Genomic DNA, 18,887 nt, shown 5'->3' with positions numbered 1-18,887 from the left:
CGGCGTCGGATCGGTCGAATGATCGTCCGCGCCGACACTCGCCTCGGCATGCCTTCCGGAATCCGCCTTTGGAGATTTCATGAGTAAGAAAAAGCCCTACGTGCCGCAGGTTACGACCCCGTCCAGGATCAGCGAGGGCTTGCCCTTCCCTCTCGGGGCAACCTGGGACGGCCTGGGTGTCAATTTCGCCATTTTCTCCGCTCATGCCACCAAGGTTGAACTCTGCCTGTTCGACTCCAGTGGCGAGATCGAACTCGAGCGTATCGAATTGCCCGAGTACACCGATGAGATCTGGCACGGCTATCTGCCGGATGCGCATCCCGGACAGATCTACGGCTATCGCGTGCACGGTCCGTACGACCCGGAAAACGGCCATCGTTTCAACCCGAACAAGCTGCTGATCGACCCCTATGCCAAGCAACTGGTAGGCGAGCTGAAATGGTCCGAAGCGCTGTTCGGCTACACCATTGGCCACCCTGACGGCGATCTCAGCTTTGACGAGCGCGACAGCGCACCCTTCGTGCCCAAGTGCAAGATCATCGATCCGGCCTTTACCTGGGGCCGCGATCACCCCGTGCAGGTGCCCTGGGACAAGACGATCATCTACGAGACCCACGTGCGCGGTTACACCATGCGCCATCCGGCGGTGGCGGACGATGTGCGCGGCACCTTCGCCGGCTTCAAGACGCCGGAAGTGATCGACTACATCCGCAAGCTTGGGGTCTCCTCGATCGAGCTGTTGCCGATCCATGCCTTCGTCCAGGACCAGCATCTGCTCGAAAAAGGCATGGCCAACTACTGGGGCTACAACAGCATCGCCTTCTTCGCGCCGCACCCCAAGTATCTGGCCAGCGGCAAGATCACCGAATTCAAGGAGATGGTCGCGCACCTGCACAACGCCGACCTCGAGGTGATTCTCGACGTGGTCTACAACCACACCGCCGAGGGTAACGAGCGCGGCCCGACCCTCTCCATGCGCGGCATCGACAACGCCTCGTACTACCGCCTGATGCCGGACGACAAGCGCTACTACATCAATGATTCCGGCACAGGCAACACGCTGGACATGAGCCACCCGTGCGTACTGCAGATGGTCACCGACTCGCTGCGCTACTGGGCGACCGAGATGCACGTGGATGGCTTCCGCTTCGATCTGGCGACCATTCTCGGCCGCGAGCATGACGGTTTCGACGAGCGCCACGGCTTCCTCGTCGCCTGTCGCCAGGACCCGGTGCTGGCCAAGACCAAATTGATATCCGAGCCCTGGGACTGCGGCCCCGGCGGCTATCAGGTCGGCGGCTTCCCGCCGGGCTGGGCCGAGTGGAACGACCAGTTCCGCGATACGGTGCGCTCGTTCTGGAAAGGCGACGACGGCCAGCTGGCTGATTTCGCCAGCCGTCTCACCGGCTCCGGCGATCTGTTCAACCAGCGCGGGCGGCGCCCGTTCAGTTCGATCAACTTTGTCACCGCCCATGACGGCTTCACGTTGAAGGACCTGGTTTCCTACAACCACAAGCACAACGAGGACAACGACGAAGACAACCGCGACGGCAGCGACAACAACCTGTCGTGGAACCATGGCGTCGAGGGGCATACCGACGACCCGGAGATCAACGAGCTGCGCTATCGGCAGATGCGCAATTTCCTCGCCACGCTGCTGTTCTCCCAGGGCACGCCGATGATCGTCGCCGGTGACGAGTTCGCCCGTACACAGCACGGCAACAACAATGCCTATTGCCAGGACAGCGAGATCGGCTGGGTCAACTGGGACATCAGCGAAGACAGCTACGGCCTGCTGGGTTTCGCTCGTAAGCTCATCCGCTTGCGCCAGCGCTTCCCCATGCTTCGCCGTGGGCGCTTTCTTGTCGGCGCCTACCACGAAGAGCTGGGTGTGAAGGACGTGACCTGGCTGGCGCCGAATGCGGAGGAAATGTCCATCGAGCAGTGGGAGGACGCACACAACCGCTGCATGGGCATGCTGCTTGACGGTCGAGCCCAGCCTACGGGCATCAGACGCGCAGGCTCCGACGCAACGCTGCTGATCATCGTCAACGCGCATCATGATCTGGTGAATTTCACGCTGCCGGAGGTGCCGCAGGGTATCTACTGGAATCGCCTGATCGACACCAACCACCCGACCGCTCGACCGGAACGGTTCGACTTCAACGACGAATACGCCGTGACCGGCCGTTCGCTGCTGCTGCTCGAACTGATCAAGTCCGACGAGTGAGCAAAGGCGCCTCGGCCCAGTGGCCGGGGCACTTATGCTGGCTTTCTCCGGGACCGCGTGCCTGGCATTCACTGCTGCCCCTTCCACACCAACTTGTTTTTGGGGCGCGGGGCCGCCAGGCCTCGACCGCGAAGCGGTGCTTCAACAGTTCAGTGGCACGGCTGGCTTGGCGTCCCTGAATGTCGCCGCGCGGAAATCGAGCTATAGACGCCCTTCCCACCTCACGCCAAGCCCATAACGGATGTGGGAGCGGTCTCGACCGCAAAGCTCCTGTACCGCCACAGACTTAGTCCCGCGCCCACGCGCAAAAAACGACACGCGGTAGTGAACCTCATCGCGTGACTCAAGTCCCAAAACCAGCGCGGCCCCCTAACCAACCCAACGGATTCGTTCTGCTCGTCGCCGGCAGCCTTGTCTTTTCCGTGATGGATCACACGTCATGCTCTCTCTGCGACCGCTTTTTTATCCCTTTCTATTACTGCTCGGGCTGGCACCTCTGGTGCCGGCCGTGGCCGCCAACAACCAGGCAAAAGCCGATAAACCGGGCTCGGTGCGCCTGTTCATCAACCGTGCCGGCAGCGGCAAGGCGATGGACGTCAGCAACACGCTGGAAGTGCCGGTCGAGGTCACCTTGCGGCTGACGCGCATGGTCAATGTGGCCGGCGTCGGCAAGGGGGTGATTCGCAAGACCATACCGGCCAACAGCCGCGTTCGCGTGGCTACCCTGAGCAAGCGCAAGGCCGGCGGGCCAATCATGTTCAAGCATTCGTTCAGCTACGCGATGCTGTTCTCGCCGGAGCCGGATCAGCCTGACTCGGTTTCGGTCGAAGGGCCGGCGTACGCGCTGCCGTGGCAAGGCGGGCCGTTCCGCATCTCCCAGGGCGCTGGCGGCGACTTCAGCCACAACTCGCCGAGCGGTCGTTATGCGGTGGATATCGCCATGCCTGTCGACACCCCTATCGTGGCGGCTCGGGCGGGCACCGTGGTGAAGATTCGCAACGGCCAGGGCGGCCGATTTCCCGACCCGGCCGGCAACTACGTGCGCATCGAACACGAGGACGGCACCCACAGCGCCTACCTGCATCTGAGCCGCGGATCGGTGCGGGTCAAGCCAGGGCAGCAGGTCAAGCTCGGCACGCTGTTGGGCAAGTCCGGCAACACCGGCCGCAGCACCGGACCACACCTGCACTTCGTGGTGCAAAAGGCCTATGGCAGCTCGATGTTGTCGATCCCCTTCCGCTTCAACCAGCCGGTTAGCTCGCTGCCCAACTTTGCGCTGAGCGGCCAGTGAAGCCAGGGCCTAGAGCATGCGCTGCATGATGTCGTCGCGCTTGACCAGGCGGTGATACAGCGCAGCGCCGATATGCCCGAGCACCAGCAGAACGGTGAGCCAGGCCAGCGGTGAATGCACGCTGCCGAGCGAGGCGGCCCAGGCGATCTCCGGGCCTTTCTCCACCAGTTGCTGGCCGAACACCTTGACCCCGTAGCCATTGCCGATCAGATACAGCAGACCGCTGATCGGCATCAGCAACATGCAGCCGTACAGTGCCAGATGACCGCCGTTGACCAGCCATGCTGTGGCCGGGTCGTGCGGCGGGCGCTGTTTGAGCTGGCTCGCCGCCCAGACGATGCGCAGCACCACCAGTACCAGCAGCACCGCGCCAAGGGAAACATGCCAGGGCACCAGGGTCTGCCCAACCCAGTGCTCGCCTTCGGCGATGCGGTCGCCCAGCTTGAGAAACTGCCAGACGATCAGCAGTGCCATCAGCCAGTGGAATGTTCGCGAAACCGTACCATAGCGACTTCTGGAGTCGACCGCCGTGTTCGCGTTCGCAGCGGCTCCGGGCGGCTGGCCCGCTTCGGATTGCCAGTCGATCTGCAGGCGCTCTTCTCCCGCCATGCGCGCCAGGTGATCGGCCACAACCTTCTGCAACTGCTGCGTCTTGTCCTGATCGGCTGATTCCAGGTGCGCGTTCAGGTATCCCTCAACGGCGCGCAGATCGCAGCGGCCGATCGGCAGCTCGATGACCCCGCCCTGCTCGTCCAGCTGTACGGGAAACTTGTGCCGCCAGTGGTTGCAAAGCCGCTTGATCAGCCGCTGCGGGTTCTCGGCCGCGATACGGGCATGTGATCGATACATCGCTTGTTCTCCTGTAGAAATTTGCCCTGTCAGCCGAAGCGATAGGCGGACAGCATGGTGTGCATGACGCGGTCACTGAAGACCTTGCGTCCGATGGAGTCTCCACCCGCGCCGGCCGCCACCAGCAGCGGAAGCAGATGTTCCTCGGCGCGCGGCGGATGGCAGAGGCGTGCCGACGGCGCCTGTTCCCAGCGTTGCAGCGCGAGATCGCGTTGCTCGGGCGCGGATTCGACCGCGGCGCTCAGCCAGCGATCGAACTCGTCGGAGATCGGCGCGAAACGCGGGTCGCCGTAGCCGCGCATGTTGTGAAAGCTCATGCCGCTGCCGACGATCAGCACCCCGTCCTTGCGCAAGCCCTGCAAGGCACGACCGGCCTCGATATGTGCCTGCGGGTCGAGGTCGCTGCGCAGCGAAAGCTGCACCACCGGGATATCCGCGTCGGGAAACATCAGCTTCAGCGGGATGAACATGCCGTGGTCGAAGCCGCGCTGTGCGTCCTCATGGCCACCGAGCGAAGCGTCTTCGAGCAGACCGGCGATACGCGCAGCCAGCCACGGCTCACCTGCAGCCGGATAGCGCAGCTCATAGGTGTGCGGCGGAAAGCCGTGATAGTCGTAGACCAACGCCGGCCGCGCAGCGCTGGTGACGCTGAACGTCGGCTGCAGCCAGTGCCCGGAAATCAGCACGATGGCCGTCGGTTTCACCGGCAGTGTCGCCGCGATGCCCCTGAGGAAATCAGCCATGGCGTTCCAGGCGGTCGGCGGGTTCCACTCCATGAAGAAGCAAGGCCCGGCGCCATGCGGCACGAACAGCGTCGGCATGGTTCGATCAGTTGCAGGATCACTGGCAATCATCAGCGGACTCCGTGAAGGACGTGCGACAAAGCATGACCTACACTCGGCGGTGAGAGAACCTGCTAAAAAGAACACACAGTTTTAACCAGGAGTAGGAACCGCGATGCTCGACAGAATCACTGGCATGCGCGTATTCGCCCGCGCTGCCACGGCTGGCAGCCTCTCGGCGGCGGCGCGCCATCTGGAAATGTCGCCAGCGATGGCCAGCAAGCATGTCGATGCGCTGGAGGCCCGTCTCGGGGTCAAGTTGTTCCACCGCAGCACCCGTCGCCTGAGCCTGACCGAGGCCGGCAGCAACTATCTGGAGGCCTGCCAGCGCATCCTCCCGGAGATAGAGGAAGCCGAGGCCAGCGTTGCGTCGCAGCGGATCGAGGCCACCGGGCTGTTGCGCATGAATGTGCCGCTGACGTTCGGCACGCAATTCATCGCCCCGCTCATTCCGGAGTTCAGCCGTCGCCATCCCGCGGTGAAAGTGGAACTCGGCCTGACCGACAGCCGGATCGACCTGATCGATGGCGGCTGGGACATGGCCGTTCGCATTGGCAGGCTGCAGGACAGTCCCATGCAGGCCCGCCAGCTTGCCGATTCCCCATTGTTGGTCTGTGCCGCGCCGCGCTATCTGGATGAGCGAGGCGTGCCGCGCAGCGTCGCCGACCTGGGGCAGCACAACTGTCTCGGCTACAGCCTGGCGAGCCTCGCCGCGGGCAAGGTCTGGCCGTTCGGTCGCAATGCCGAGGTGCGGATCGCAGTCAACGGCGATCTGGTCGCCAACAATGGGGAAGCCCTGGTGGCCGCCGCGGTCGGTGGACAGGGCGTGATCTACCAGCCGCAATTCATTGTCGCCAAGGCGTTGCGCAGCGGTGAACTGGTCGCCCTCGAGCTGGATCAGCCGTGCGTCGAGCTTGGTGGAATTCACGTGGTCTACCCGCCCGATAGACGTCCTCCGGCCAAGGTCCGGGTGATGATCGATTATTTGGTCGACGCCTTTTCCGCTGACCTGCCGTGGAGCCTGTCGCCGGACTGAATCCGCTCCAGTTCAGCCGCAAGACCGCGGTCCAGAGCGCAACCCGCACGCTAAAACTGCCACCACCGCGATAGAAAAGGTGAACCGCTACTGCGCGCAAAAGTCGGAACAGATGTGCGCATCGGCGATTGCGCACCTGTCTGGGCGAATTGGAGTGGTTATGAAAGCGGTCAACCCCATCACCGGTGCAACGCCCTGCGTAGCAGCTACCGCCGCCAGTAATCCGGCAAGCGCCTCGTCTGTCCTGATTGCACGGTAGGGCCGGTCCATGGCGAACATTCATATCGGCATATCCGGCTGGCGTTATGCGCCCTGGCGCGGCGATTTCTACCCCAAGGGGCTGACGCAGAAGAAGGAACTGCAGTTCGCCTCGCGCGCGGTGAGCAGCATCGAGATCAATGGCTCGTTCTATTCGCTGCAGACCCCGGAGCGCTATGCCGACTGGTACGCCGATACGCCAAAGGGCTTCGTTTTCAGCATCAAGGGGCCGCGCTACATCACCCACGTACGCCGTCTTAACGACGTGGAGAAACCGATCGCCAACTTCTTCGCTTCGGGAATCTTCCAGCTCAAGGAAAAACTCGGGCCGATCCTCTGGCAGTTCCCGCCTTCGTTCAAATTCGATGCGGAACTGTTCGAGACTTTCCTTCGCCAGCTGCCCCACGACACCGAAGCCGCGCTGGCCATCGCCAAAGGATGCGAGCCCCGCATGGAGGGGCGCAGCTACCTGTCCATCGACCGCAAGCGGCCGATGCGGCACGCGGTGGAAATCCGCAACGCCTGTTTCGCCACGCCCGAATTCATTGACCTGCTGCGCAAGTACCGGGTCGCCTTGGTGGTGGCCGACACCGCCGGCAAGTGGCCGCACCTAGAAGACCTCACCAGCGACTTCGTCTACATCCGCCTGCATGGCGCGGAAGAGCTCTATACCAGCGGTTACACCGATGCCGCGCTGGACCACTGGTGTCAACGCATCCAGCGCTGGAGCGACGGCGACCAGCCCGATGACGCGCGACTGACCAGCCCGCGCAAGCCGCGGCCGCGCAAATCCCGCGCGGTGTACTGCTATTTCGACAACGACGTGAAGGTTCGCGCGCCCTATGACGCGCGGCAACTGCTGCGCCGGCTCGGCCTGGATGAACACCTGCAGGCCACGCCTGGCCAACTGGAAGGAGCAATGGTTTGACTCTGGACAAAAATCACCCGATCGAAAGCGCCGACCTCGATGCCCACATGGCGACAGCGGTCAATTCGATCCGCATTCTCACGGTCAATACGCACAAGGGCTTCACCGCACTCAACCGTCGCTTCATCCTCCCCGAGCTGCGTGAAGCGGTGCGCAGCGTCTCGGCGGATGTGGTGTTCCTGCAAGAAGTTCTCGGCACCCACGACAAGCACGCAATGCGCTTTCACAACTGGCCCTCCACGCCGCAGTACGAGTTCCTGGCCGACAGCATCTGGACCGATTTCGCCTACGGCCGCAACGCGGTCTACCCGGACGGCGACCATGGCAATGCCGTGCTGTCGAAGTTTCCGATCATCCGCTACGAGAACCTCGACATTTCCATCGCCGGCCCGGAACGCCGCGGGCTGCTGCATAGCGTGCTGCAGGTGCCGGGACACGACGAGTTTCACGCGATCTGCGTACACCTTGGGCTGCGCGAGTCGCACCGTCAGCAGCAGCTGGAACTGCTCTGCAACCTGCTCGACTCGCTGCCCGAAGGTGCGCCGGTGGTGGTCGCCGGGGACTTCAACGACTGGCGACTCAAGGCCACCAGGACACTGGACCGCTGCGCCGGCCTGCATGAGGTCTTCGCCGTTTCCCAGGGTCAGGTGGCGAAAACCTTCCCGGCACGCTGGCCGATGCTGCGCCTGGACCGCATCTATGTGCGCAATGCCAGCAGCCACGATGCGCGAATCCTCGGTAACAAACCCTGGACGCACTTGTCCGATCATCTGCCCCTAGCGGTGGAGATACATCTATGAGTTACCACTGGAGAGACGGGAATCGCCTTCAGTTACTGGAAAACGGCGAAGAGTTCTTTCCTCGAGTGTTCGAGGTCATCGCCCAGGCCAAGAAAGAAGTGCTGCTGGAAACCTTCATCCTGTTCCAGGACAAGGTAGGCGCGGAGCTGCAGAAAGCGCTGATCGCCGCTGCGGAAAACGGCGCCAGCGTCGATGTGACCGTGGACGGATACGGCTCGGCGGACCTGTGCGGCGAATTCGTCACCGCCATGACCCGGGTCGGCGTGCGTATTCACATGTTCGATCCCGGCAAGCGCCTGCTCGGCCGCCGGCTCAACGTGTTCCGGCGCATGCATCGCAAGATCGTCGTGGTCGATGGCGAGGTCGCCTTCATCGGCGGCATCAACTTCTCCGCCGATCACCTGGGTGACTTCGGCCCGGCCGCCAAGCAGGACTATGCCCTGCAGGTGGAAGGTCCCGTGGTGCGTGATATCCACCACTTCGCACTGGCGCAGATCGCACCGGACAAGCCGACCCATCGCTGGTGGCGGCGGCGCATGCGTCATCAGACGCCGGGTTACGGTGGCGTCAGCCGTGGCGAGGCGCGGGCGTTGTTCGTCATCCGCGACAACGACCAGCACCGCAACGACATCGAGCAGCACTACCTGCAAGCGATTCGAGATGCTCGCTCCAGGTTGTTGATTGCAAACGCCTATTTCTTCCCCGGTTATCGTGTATTGCGAGAAATCCGCAACGCCGCGCGGCGCGGGGTGCGGGTGCGGCTGATCCTCCAGGGCGAGCCGGACATGCCCATCGCCAAGTTCGGCGCGCGCATGCTCTACAACTACCTGATGCGCGACGGCGTGGAGATCCACGAGTACTGCCGCCGCCCGCTGCATGGCAAGGTCGCGCTGGCCGACTACGAGTGGTCCACAGTCGGCTCGAGCAACCTCGATCCGCTGAGCCTGTCGCTCAATCTGGAGGCCAACCTGATCATTCGTGATCATGTGTTCAACCGCCACCTGCACGAGCGCCTCGATCACCTGCTGCAGACCGACTGCCGGCGTATTCCGCTGGAGCGGATCGTCCGCGGATTCTGGTGGCGTGCGCCGCTGGCCTTCCTGATCTTCCACTTCCTGCGGCACTTCCCGGGACTGGTCAGCCTGTTCCCCGAGCACAAGCCACGCCTGGAGCTGATCGATCCGGACACCACCCGCCCACTCGATCCCGTGCCTTCTCCCCTGCAGCGAGACCACCAATGAGCCAGACCAACCAGGCCGAGGCAAAGAGCGGCTGGCGCCGACGCTGGCCGATGATCAAGAAGATCCTCACCTATGTGTTCTTCGCACTTGTTGTCGGCCTGCTAGTCGGTCTCGCGCGCAACCTCGACTGGGGTGAGGTCTACAAGACCTTGCGCAACTACCAGGCACAGACGCTGTGGATGGCTGGCGCTGCCGCTTTTGGCAGCTACCTGGTGTACTGCTTCTTCGATGTGCTGGGCAAAGGCTACGCACGGCATGACCTGCCGATCCGACAGATCCTGCCGGTCACCTTCGTCTGCTACGCCTTCAACCTCAACCTGAGCGCCTGGGTCGGCGGCATCGCCCTGCGTTTCCGTCTGTACTCGCGCCTGGGGCTGAAACCCTCGCAGATCACCCGGGTGTTCACCATGAGCATCCTCACCAACTGGCTGGGCTACATGTGGCTCGCCGGAATGATCTTCGCCATGGGCTGGATTCAGCCGCCGGCCAGCTGGGAAATCGGCTTCACCGCCCTGCGGGTGCTTGGCGTCGGCCTGCTGGTGGCGTGTGTGGTGTATCTGTGGCTGTGCGGCTTCTCCAAGCGTCGCTCGTGGACCATTCGCGGCCACGAGATTCAACTGCCTTCGCTGCGCCTGGCGCTGATCCAGCTGGTGCTGGGCGCCGCCAACTGGTCGCTGATGGCGCTGGTGGTGTACTTCATGCTTTCCCAGAAGGCCGCCTATCCCGAAGTGCTGGGTATCCTGATGATCAGCAGCATCGCCGGGGTGGTCACCCACATCCCGGCCGGGCTCGGCGTCATCGAGGCGGTATTCGTGGCAATGCTCGCCGACGAGATGAGCAAAGGCGCCATCGTCGGAGGTCTGATCGGCTACCGGGTCATCTACTTCCTGATCCCCCTGCTGTTCGCCACCCTCGTCTATGTGGTGCTCGAAGCCCGGGCGAAGAAGCTGCGCAGCAGCAACCAGGCCGGCGACCAGCAGACTGTCTCTCAGGAAACGGGCTGAGGGTCAGCGAGGCGATTTCCTGGAAGATCGCGATTCGAGACGTGCTCCGTTCGCGGCCAGGGCCCGCTGCTACAAAGGCGGATACTTGAACGGAGCCACGGTGGCACTGCCTCACCGGTCGGTTCTGTCAGCAGCTCAATCCACGACATACTCGACCGCGGCGTCCGTGGGAGCGGTCTTGACCACGAGTTGGAGCCCGTAACGCTTCCGCCCAGGCCGCCCCCGCAGTGAATGCTTGGCCGTGACCATCGCTCTGCAGCCGCATTAGAGCGCACAAGCGCTCATAGAGCGGATTTCCCGGCGCCGCATCCTACTCTAAAAAAAACGCCGCTCAGGTTGCCCCGAGCGGCGCTTTTCAGCGCGGCAGCCTTACACCTGCGGCCGCAGTACCAGCACGCCAAGTGGCGGCAAGGTCAGTGACAGCGAGACCTTCTCGCCGTGGCTCTCGATCGGCTCGGCGAGCATGCCGCCGCCGTTGCCGGTGTTCGAGCCGCCGTAGCAGGCCGCGTCGCTGTTGAAGACCTCCAGCCACTTGGCCTCCACCGGAACGCCGATGCGGTACGCCTCACGTACCACCGGCGTGAAGTTGGCGACCACCAACAGCGGATGCCCGGTCGAACTCTTGCGCAGCCAGGCGAACACGCTGTTGGCGCGGTCATCACCGATCAGCCACTGGAAACCCTGCGGGTCGCTGTCCAGTTCGTGCAACGCCGGCTCCTGGCTGTACAGCCGGTTCAGATCGCGCACCAGGTTCTGCACGCCACGGTGATCGGCCTCTTCGAGCAGATGCCAGTCCAGCTCGCGGTCATGGTTCCACTCGCGCCACTGGCCGAACTCGCTGCCCATGAACAGCAGCTTCTTGCCCGGGTGCGTCCACATGAACGACAAGTAGGCGCGCAGGTTGGCGAACTTCTGCCAGCGATCCCCGGGCATCTTGTCGACCAGCGAGCCTTTGCCGTGGACCACTTCGTCGTGGGAAATCGGCAGGACGAAGTGCTCGGAATAGGCGTAGACCATGCTGAAGGTCATCTTGTCGTGGTGGTACTGCCGATTGATCGGGTCTTCCTGGATGTACTTCAGCGAGTCATGCATCCAGCCCATGTTCCACTTGTAGGAAAAGCCGAGGCCACCTTCGCTGGTGGGCTTGCTGACCCCCGGAAAGGCTGTCGATTCCTCGGCGATCACCAGCGCGCCAGGGGTTTCCGTAGCCACCACGTCGTTCAGATGGCGGAGGAAGTCGATCGCCTCGAGGTTCTCACGCCCGCCATGGCGGTTCGGAATCCACTCGCCGTCCTTGCGCGAGTAGTCGCGATAGAGCATCGATGCCACCGCATCGACACGCAGGGCATCGACGTGGAATTCGCGCAGCCAGTGCAGCGCCGAAGCGAGCATGAAACCGTGCACCTCGGTGCGGCCGAGGTTGTAGATGTAGGTATCCCAGTCCTGATGGAAGCCCTCGAACGGGTGCGCGTATTCGTACAGCGCGGTGCCGTCGAATTCGCCCAGGCCATGGGCGTCGGTGGGAAAGTGCGCCGGCACCCAGTCGAGGATCACACCGAGATGCCGGCGTTATGGCAGGCGTCGACGAACTCGGCGAAATCATGGGCGTTGCCGTAGCGCGCGCTCGGTGCGAACTGCGAAAGCAGCTGGTAACCCCAGGAACCGCCGAACGGATGCTCCATGATCGGCATCAGCTCGATGTGGGTGAAGCCCATGTCCACCACGTAGGGGATCAGCCGCTCGGCCAGCTCGTGCCAGTCATACAGGCGGCCATCGTCACCGCCGTCACGTCGCCAGGAGCCCGCATGCAGCTCATAGATGCTCATCGGTGCCTTGATCGACTGACGCGCCGCGCGCTGCTGCAGCCAGCCATGGTCCTTCCATTGGTAATCCAGCGGACGGGCGATGACCGAAGCGGTTCCCGGCGGATGCTCGGTTGCCAGGGCGATCGGGTCGGCTTTGAGCGGCAGGATGCCGTTCGGCCCGAGAATCTCGTACTTGTAGGTGTCACCAGGCTGCAAGCGCGGAATGAACAGCTCCCAGACGCCGGACGGAAAGCGCAGCCGCATCGGATGACGGCGGCCGTCCCAGCCGTTGAAGCTGCCGACCACCGACACGCGCCGAGCATTGGGCGCCCAGACGGCGAAACGCACGCCCTGCACACCGTCGACTTCCAGCACCTGCGAGCCGAATACCCGGCCGATCTGCCGGTGATTGCCTTCGGAAAACAAGTGCATGTCCAGCTCGCCCAGTTGCGGACCGAAGCTGTAGGGGTCTTCGGTAATCTGCTCGCCGCCGGCCCAGCGAATCTTCAGCAGGTAGGGTTGCTGATGTGGCAGGCGGATAAAGAAGAATCCGGGCACCTGCCCCTGCTCCATCACGGCAAGCAGTTGCTCATCGCGGTCGAGCACTTCGGCACCCAGGGCATTGGGCAGGTAGGCGCGAATCACGATTCCCCCGCCGTCAGGATGCGGCCCGAGAATGGAAAACGGGTTGCCATGCTCGGCTCGCACCAGGGCGTCTACATCGGCGTCGCTGGGCATCAGGGTTTCCCCTGGCATGGTCAGAACCGGACGATCAGTCATTGGAGCCTCCATCGAAAAGCTGTTGTGCCAGGGCCAGCAATCCCTGTAGCGGGACGGGCAACCAGGTTGGTCGGTTCTCCGCTTCGTAAACGATCTCGTAAGCGCATTTTTCCAGGCTGAACAGCAGCAGTGCAGCATTCGCGCCATCCGCGTCGCGCCAGTCGTGCGGCAACTCGGCGGTGGCCTCGCGGTAGGCTTCGAGGAAGGCCGCCTGCGCACTGCCCTGGTAACTCGCCGCGATACGTTGCCGTGCCTGATCGGCCTCGGGCGTGCTGTCGCTGATCTGCGCACCGCGGATGGTCATGGCCGCGGCGTACTCGAACGAACGCAGCAGGCCTGAGACATCCTTGAACGGACTATGTTTGGCGCGCCGCTCATCCAGCGAGCGGGCCGGCTCCCCTTCGAAGTCGATGAAGTAGGCATCGCCCTGCACCACCAGCACCTGGCCGAGGTGCAGATCGCCGTGGACACGGGTCCGCACGCCACCAACGGTTCTAGCAGCCAGACGTTGCACTTGTTCGAGCAGTTCGTCGCGCCGCGCCAGCAGTTGGCCGAGCGCGGTGGCCTCCTTGCGATCGAAGCTCGAGCGATGTTCCTCGAGGCGCTGCAGCGCCTGCTCCAGCTGCGCGCTGACGCTCTGCTCCCACTGCTTGGCGTCGGCTTTGCTGGTGCTTTCGTAGGCGAAGGCCGGATCTTCGGTCTGCGTGGCGAGCGCCATGTGCATCTCGCCGAGCCGCTGGCCGAGCAGGCGGTTGAAGGCCTGCAGTTCGTCGAGGGCGCTGAACTGGTTCTCGTGCATCGACACGCCGCCCGCGATTTCGTCACGCACCGCGCGGTCGAGGTTGTTCAGCGTCCACACCCAGGCATCGCCCTGGCTGTCGAGGAAGTGCTGGATCACCATCAGGGCAACCGGCTCGCCCTGCTTGTTGATGCGGCTGACCTGACCGAGCATGCCGGAGATATGAGCGAAACCGCGTTCAGTGAGGAAACCGCCCATTTCCAGTTCAGGGTGGACGCCCGGTGCCACGCGACGGAGCAATTTGATCATCACCTTGTTGTCGATGATCGCCGAGCTGTTCGACTGCTCCGCAGAGATAAAGCGCACCTCGGGGTGCCCCGGCAATTGCAGGTCGGCCAGTTGCGGCATCGGCACGAAGCGGATCTCACCGTCGTTGCAAGGCAGTACCAGCTCGTCGCGCAGGCCCTGAATGACTGCGGCGCTGAACTGCTCGAGGGCGAAGGCATCGGTCATCAGGCCGACCTGCGGCCCGCGGCGTACCCGCGCCAGGGCCAGTTGCTGCGGCAATGCGACCTCGAATTCGGTCTCGGCCAGAAAACCCAGCGGCAGCTGGTACAGATCGCTGCGCCCGGCGGATTCCACGCAAAGCTCGCTGAGCAGCACCGGGCGATTTGGGTCGCCGAATGGCACGCAGTAGCTGATGCGGACCGACTCGATCGCCACGTCCTTGGCGGCAAACCAGCGCCGTTTCGGCAGATAGGCTGGTAGCGCTTCGGTTTCCAGAATGCGCCGGTTGGCGGCGGTCAGGGTATCCAGGCGCTTGAGTACCAGCGTCTGGAAGTCCGGCATGGTGTCCACCGGCTCTTGGTGCCAGCTCGGCATCTGGTTGGTCAGCGCGAGCTGGAACCAGTAGAAGCCGTATGGCGGCAAGGTCAGCAGATACGGCAGCTGACCGATGGGCGGGAAGGCACTGCCGCCGACCATCTCCACCGGCACCATGCCGGCGTACTGCGACATTTCCAGCTCCGCGGCCTGGGCCGAGCGCGAGACGTTGGCGACGCAGAAAATGATCTCGGTTTCGCCGTTCGCTCCGGTGAATTCGCGCATGTAGGCGAGGATGCGGCGGTTGCTCGGCGCGAGCATCTTCAGGGTGCCGCGGCCGAAGGCCTTGAACTGCTTGCGGATGGTCAGCATCCGCCGCGTCCAGTTGAGCAGCGAATGCGGATCGCGCTGCTGGGCCTCGACGTTGATCGTGTAGTAGCCGTAGAGCGGGTCCATCACCGGTGGCAGCACCAGGTTCGGTGGGTCGGCGCGGGAGAAGCCGCCGTTGCGGTCCACCGACCACTGCATCGGCGTGCGTACGCCGTCGCGGTCGCCGAGGAAGATGTTGTCGCCCATGCCGATCTCGTCGCCGTAGTAGATCACCGGCGTGCCGGGCATGGAGAGCAGCAGGCTGTTGAGCAACTCGATCCGCCGGCGGTCACGCTCCAGCAGCGGCGCCAGGCGCCGGCGTATGCCCAGGTTGATCCGTGCGCGCTTGTCCGAGGCGTAGTAGTTCCAGAGGTAGTCGCGCTCCTTGTCGGTCACCATCTCCAGTGTCAGCTCATCGTGGTTGCGCAGGAAGATCGCCCACTGGCAGTTCTCCGGGATGTCCGGGGTCTGGCGCAGGATGTCGGTGATCGGGAAGCGGTCCTCCTGGGCGATGGCCATGTACATGCGTGGCATCAGCGGGAAGTGGAAGGCCATGTGGCATTCGTCACCCGGGCCGCCGTCTTCGCCGCCGAAATACAGCTGGGTGTCTTCCGGCCACTGGTTGGCTTCGGCCAGCAGCATGCGGTCGGGATAGTTGGCGTCGATCTCGGCGCGGATCGCCTTGAGCACCGCGTGAGTTTCCGGCAGGTTCTCGTTGTTGGTGCCGTCGCGCTCGACCAGGTAGGGAATCGCGTCCAGGCGCAGACCGTCGATGCCCATGTCCAGCCAGTAGCGCATCACCGCCAGCACGGCCTTCATCACCTGCGGGTTGTCGAAGTTGAGGTCCGGCTGGTGCGAATAGAAGCGGTGCCAGAAGTACTGCTTGGCCACTGGGTCCCACGTCCAGTTGGATTTCTCGGTGTCGAGAAAGATGATCCGTGTGCCGTCGTACTTCTTGTCGGTATCCGACCAGACGTAGAAATCCCGCGCTGCCGAGCCCTTCTTCGCCTTGCGCGCGCGCTGGAACCAGGGGTGCTGGTCGGACGTGTGGTTGATGACCAGTTCGGTGATCACCCGCAACCCGCGCTTGTGCGCCTCGGCGATGAAGCGCCGGGCGTCGGCCATGCTGCCGTATTCCGGATGCACGCCGCGGTAATCAGCGATGTCGTAACCATCGTCACGCCGCGGCGACGGATAGAACGGCAGCAGCCAGATGGTGTTCACCCCAAGATCGGCGATGTAATCCAGCTTCTCGATCAGGCCGGGGAAGTCACCGACGCCGTCGTTGTTCGAGTCGTAGAAGGACTTCAGGTGCACCTGATACACCACCGCGTCCTTGTACCAGAGCGGGTCCTTGATGAAAGCGGCGGGTTTGCGCGGTTTTGCCATGTTCTTCATTCCTGTCGCGGTGTGAAGGCCCAGGCCGGATCGGCGCATTAGGCAACGGCAGAGCAACAGCTGAATTCACATCAACAAAGCGTCATAAACGTATGATTCAAATGAATTAACAGCTGCGCCCGAGAAATTACTTGAGGTCCGGGTCCGGCTCCTGTGCGGTCAGGCGCCAGATGCCGAACGGCAGATGCCAGGGTTCGATGCGCATCCACTGGGTCTTGCCGTACCAGGTCCAGCGATGGCCATTCATCAGGTCCTCGCCCTGGGTATGGGCATCATCCGGCAGGCCGAGCTCCCACAGCGGCAACTCGAAATTCGCCTCCTGAGCGTTGTGCGGATCGAGACTGATGGCCACCAGAATGAAGTTCGACAGGTCTGGTGTGCGCTTGCCGAAGTAGAGGATGTTGTCGTTCCAGGCCATGTAGGCCTTGAAGCCCAGGTGCGTCTGCAGTGCCGGGTTCTGCCGTCGGATGCGGTTGAGCTGGGCGATCTCGGCGATGATGTTGCCCGGTGCGTGGTAGTCGCGGACGCGAATCTGGTACTTCTCCGAGTCCAGATACTCTTCCTTGCCCGGAATCGCCGCCGACTCGCATAGCTCGAAGCCCGAGTACATGCCCCACAGCCCCGAGCCCATGGTCGCCAGCGCGGCGCGGATCAGGAACCCGGCGCGGCCGGAGTCCTGCAGGAAGAACGGATTGATGTCCGGCGTGTTGACGAAGAAGTTGGGCCGGTAGCAGTCGCGCAGCGGGGGCTCGTTCAGTTCGGTGAGGTACTCGCTCAGTTCCGCCTTGGTGTTGCGCCAGGTGAAGTAGGTGTAGCTCTGGCTGTAACCGATCTTGCCCAGACGCGCCATCATGCCGGGGCGTGTGAACGCTTCGGAGAGGAACATCACGTCGCGGTCGCGCTCGCGGATATCGGCAATCAGCCACTCCCAGAACGGCAGCGGCTTGGTGTGCGGGTTGTCGACCCGGAATATCTTCACGCCCTGCTCCACCCAGTGCCAGACCACGTCACGCAGCGCCAGCCAGAGGTCGGGCATGGCATCTTCGGCATAGAAGTCGACGTTGACGATGTCCTGATACTTCTTCGGCGGGTTCTCGGCGTATTTGATCGTGCCGTCCGGGCGCCAGGAGAACCAGCCCGGATGCTCTTTCAGCCAGGGGTGGTCCTGCGAGCACTGGATGGCGAAATCCAGGGCGATCTCCAGACCATGCTCGCGAGCCGCTGCGACCAGGTCGCGGAAATCATCAAGTGTGCCCAGCTCGGGATGGATGGCGTCGTGGCCGCCCTCTTCGCTGCCGATGGCATAGGGGCTGCCGGGATCGTTCGGGCCGGCCTGCAGACTGTTGTTCGGGCCCTTGCGGTGCTGGCGACCGATCGGGTGGATCGGCGGGAAATACAGCACGTCGAAGCCCATGTCGCGAATCGCCGGCAGACGCTTGTGCACATCGCGGAAGGTGCCGTGGCGATTCGGATCTTCGGTCTCCGAGCGCGGGAACAGCTCGTACCAGCTGGCGAACTGCGCCAACGTGCGCTCGACGTCCAGGGGATAGACACGGCTGCGGCTGCAGTGCTCGCGTGGGTCGGCGGCAGCCATCGCCACGGCCGTCTCCGGTGCGAGCAGCAGTGACACGCGCTCGTCATCGGTATGCGCCATGCCGAGGCGGTGCAGCAGATCGTCAAGCATCGCGCGGTTCTCGCCCTGGGCGCGGGCGGTGGCCTTCTCCAGCAGCAGACGCCCTTCTTCCAGCTCCAGATGCACCGGCACGCCGGCCGTGTGCTTCTTCGACAGCTCGTAGCGATAGCTCTCGAACACATCCCACCAGGCTTCGATGACGAACTCATGCTCGGCGACCTGAGTGGGCGTGAACTGGCCTTGCCAGGCGTCGTTGCCGAGCAACTTCAGTCGTGCCCGCCGCCAGCTGGTTTCGCCTTTTTCACGCCAGCACACGGCGGCGGCCAGCTGGTCGTGGCCGTCGGCGAAAATCTTGCTGGTCACGACCACTGGCTGGCCGATGACCGCCTTGGCGGCAAAGCGCCCCTCATCCAGCACCGGCAAGGTGGATTCGATGGCGATGCGCGGCATCTGCAAGGCTTCTTCGAGTCGAGGGTGAATCGTCGCGTTAGGCTGTGCATCGCTCATCGAACGGGCTCCTGGGGCGCATGGGTTCGGGTTGCCCGAGCCGCCTCTGGACGCGTCATCGTGCGGTTCGGGAGGCGACCGGTACGGTTTTCGTCGGCTCTTTCTTCCGAGCCAAGGGACCCTGGAAAGTTCAGCCCCGGGCGGCCGTTAGCCAGCCCGTCCGGCGACCGGTCGAGCCTGGTGGAGCGCAATACGGCAGTTGCCGGTTTCAAGCCCCCCGTGAGCGGGTGCCGAACCCGACCACGCCGAATGTCGCCAGCGCCGCGAGCAGCGACGATTGGCCGGAACCTCGCCCATGTAAGCCGATCAATGCAGAACGGCCGCCAAGGCTGAGCTGGCTAACACCAGGAGAACG

11 protein-coding genes and 1 pseudogene are annotated in these 18,887 nt (G+C 63.4%); 7 read left to right on the top strand and 5 right to left on the bottom strand.

Features of this window, described 5'->3' with window-relative positions; translation table 11 throughout:
• The first annotated feature begins 79 nt into the window (after window positions 1-79).
• Together glgX and F753_RS36515 are read left to right on the top strand one after the other, a co-directional pair.
• Window positions 80-2,230 carry a glycogen debranching protein GlgX gene (gene glgX, locus F753_RS36520; protein WP_023445370.1) on the top strand — a complete coding sequence of 717 codons (2,151 nt, stop codon included), beginning with the start codon at window positions 80-82 and terminating at the stop codon, window positions 2,228-2,230.
• 439 nt (window positions 2,231-2,669) lie between these two features.
• Entirely contained in the window at window positions 2,670-3,521 is an 852-nt protein-coding gene (locus F753_RS36515; protein WP_023445369.1) for a M23 family metallopeptidase, read from the top strand.
• A 9-nt stretch (window positions 3,522-3,530) separates the two neighbouring features.
• Here the strand turns inward: F753_RS36515 and F753_RS36510 are convergent, their stop codons facing one another.
• Entirely contained in the window at window positions 3,531-4,370 is an 840-nt protein-coding gene (locus F753_RS36510; protein WP_023445368.1) for a DUF2218 domain-containing protein, read from the bottom strand.
• A gap of 29 nt (window positions 4,371-4,399) precedes the next feature.
• Window positions 4,400-5,224 carry a DODA-type extradiol aromatic ring-opening family dioxygenase gene (locus F753_RS36505; protein WP_023445367.1) on the bottom strand — a complete coding sequence of 275 codons (825 nt, stop codon included), beginning with the start codon at window positions 5,222-5,224 and terminating at the stop codon, window positions 4,400-4,402.
• Between the two features lie 103 nt (window positions 5,225-5,327).
• On the opposite strand from F753_RS36505, the gene F753_RS36500 reads away from it, so the two are divergent.
• The 5 genes from F753_RS36500 (at window position 5,328) to F753_RS36475 (ending at window position 10,479) form a co-directional block, all read left to right on the top strand.
• A complete protein-coding gene (locus F753_RS36500) occupies window positions 5,328-6,248 on the top strand; it encodes a LysR family transcriptional regulator (protein ID WP_023445366.1) in 921 nt (306 codons plus the stop codon).
• A gap of 268 nt (window positions 6,249-6,516) precedes the next feature.
• Window positions 6,517-7,434, top strand: a complete 918-nt coding sequence (locus tag F753_RS36490; RefSeq protein ID WP_023445364.1) for a DUF72 domain-containing protein — start codon at window positions 6,517-6,519, stop codon at window positions 7,432-7,434.
• The gene (locus F753_RS36485) at window positions 7,431-8,234 is read left to right on the top strand and encodes an endonuclease/exonuclease/phosphatase family protein (protein ID WP_014820202.1); all 804 of its coding nucleotides are present in this window, start codon (window positions 7,431-7,433) and stop codon (window positions 8,232-8,234) included. The genes F753_RS36490 and F753_RS36485 overlap by 4 nt, the downstream gene beginning before the upstream one ends.
• A complete protein-coding gene (gene clsB / locus F753_RS36480; RefSeq protein ID WP_023445363.1) occupies window positions 8,231-9,475 on the top strand; it encodes a cardiolipin synthase ClsB in 1,245 nt (414 codons plus the stop codon). The genes F753_RS36485 and clsB overlap by 4 nt, the downstream gene beginning before the upstream one ends.
• A complete protein-coding gene (locus F753_RS36475; protein WP_023445362.1) occupies window positions 9,472-10,479 on the top strand; it encodes a lysylphosphatidylglycerol synthase domain-containing protein in 1,008 nt (335 codons plus the stop codon). The genes clsB and F753_RS36475 overlap by 4 nt, the downstream gene beginning before the upstream one ends.
• A gap of 369 nt (window positions 10,480-10,848) precedes the next feature.
• Here F753_RS36475 and glgB read toward each other — a convergent pair.
• From glgB to F753_RS36460, 3 genes and pseudogenes are all read right to left on the bottom strand, one after another.
• Window positions 10,849-13,064, bottom strand: a pseudogene (gene glgB / locus F753_RS36470) (1,4-alpha-glucan branching protein GlgB).
• Window positions 13,057-16,383 carry a maltose alpha-D-glucosyltransferase gene (gene treS, locus F753_RS36465; RefSeq protein WP_023445361.1) on the bottom strand — a complete coding sequence of 1,109 codons (3,327 nt, stop codon included), beginning with the start codon at window positions 16,381-16,383 and terminating at the stop codon, window positions 13,057-13,059. The pseudogene glgB and the gene treS overlap by 8 nt, the downstream one beginning before the upstream one ends.
• A 136-nt stretch (window positions 16,384-16,519) precedes the next feature.
• A complete protein-coding gene (locus tag F753_RS36460; RefSeq protein ID WP_023445360.1) occupies window positions 16,520-18,532 on the bottom strand; it encodes an alpha-1,4-glucan--maltose-1-phosphate maltosyltransferase in 2,013 nt (670 codons plus the stop codon).
• Window positions 18,533-18,887: the final 355 nt, after the last annotated feature.

The organism is Stutzerimonas chloritidismutans AW-1 (assembly GCF_000495915.1).
Taxonomy (GTDB): Bacteria; Pseudomonadota; Gammaproteobacteria; order Pseudomonadales; family Pseudomonadaceae; genus Stutzerimonas; species Stutzerimonas chloritidismutans.
The sequence above is the reverse complement of the archived record's forward strand: the minus strand, read 5'-3'. Positions and strand labels throughout refer to the sequence as shown.

What these genes read in the sequence shown, in the direction of transcription:
- F753_RS36505 (WP_023445367.1), bottom strand. Translation starts at nt 5,224, where the DNA reads ATGATTGCCAGTGATCCTGCAACTGATCGAACCATGCCGACGCTGTTC.
- F753_RS36500 (WP_023445366.1), top strand. Translation starts at nt 5,328, where the DNA reads ATGCTCGACAGAATCACTGGCATGCGCGTATTCGCCCGCGCTGCCACG.
- F753_RS36515 (WP_023445369.1), top strand. Translation starts at nt 2,670, where the DNA reads ATGCTCTCTCTGCGACCGCTTTTTTATCCCTTTCTATTACTGCTCGGG.
- treS (WP_023445361.1), bottom strand. Translation starts at nt 16,383, where the DNA reads ATGGCAAAACCGCGCAAACCCGCCGCTTTCATCAAGGACCCGCTCTGG.
- F753_RS36490 (WP_023445364.1), top strand. Translation starts at nt 6,517, where the DNA reads ATGGCGAACATTCATATCGGCATATCCGGCTGGCGTTATGCGCCCTGG.
- clsB (WP_023445363.1), top strand. Translation starts at nt 8,231, where the DNA reads ATGAGTTACCACTGGAGAGACGGGAATCGCCTTCAGTTACTGGAAAAC.
- F753_RS36460 (WP_023445360.1), bottom strand. Translation starts at nt 18,532, where the DNA reads ATGAGCGATGCACAGCCTAACGCGACGATTCACCCTCGACTCGAAGAA.
- glgX (WP_023445370.1), top strand. Translation starts at nt 80, where the DNA reads ATGAGTAAGAAAAAGCCCTACGTGCCGCAGGTTACGACCCCGTCCAGG.
- F753_RS36510 (WP_023445368.1), bottom strand. Translation starts at nt 4,370, where the DNA reads ATGTATCGATCACATGCCCGTATCGCGGCCGAGAACCCGCAGCGGCTG.
- F753_RS36475 (WP_023445362.1), top strand. Translation starts at nt 9,472, where the DNA reads ATGAGCCAGACCAACCAGGCCGAGGCAAAGAGCGGCTGGCGCCGACGC.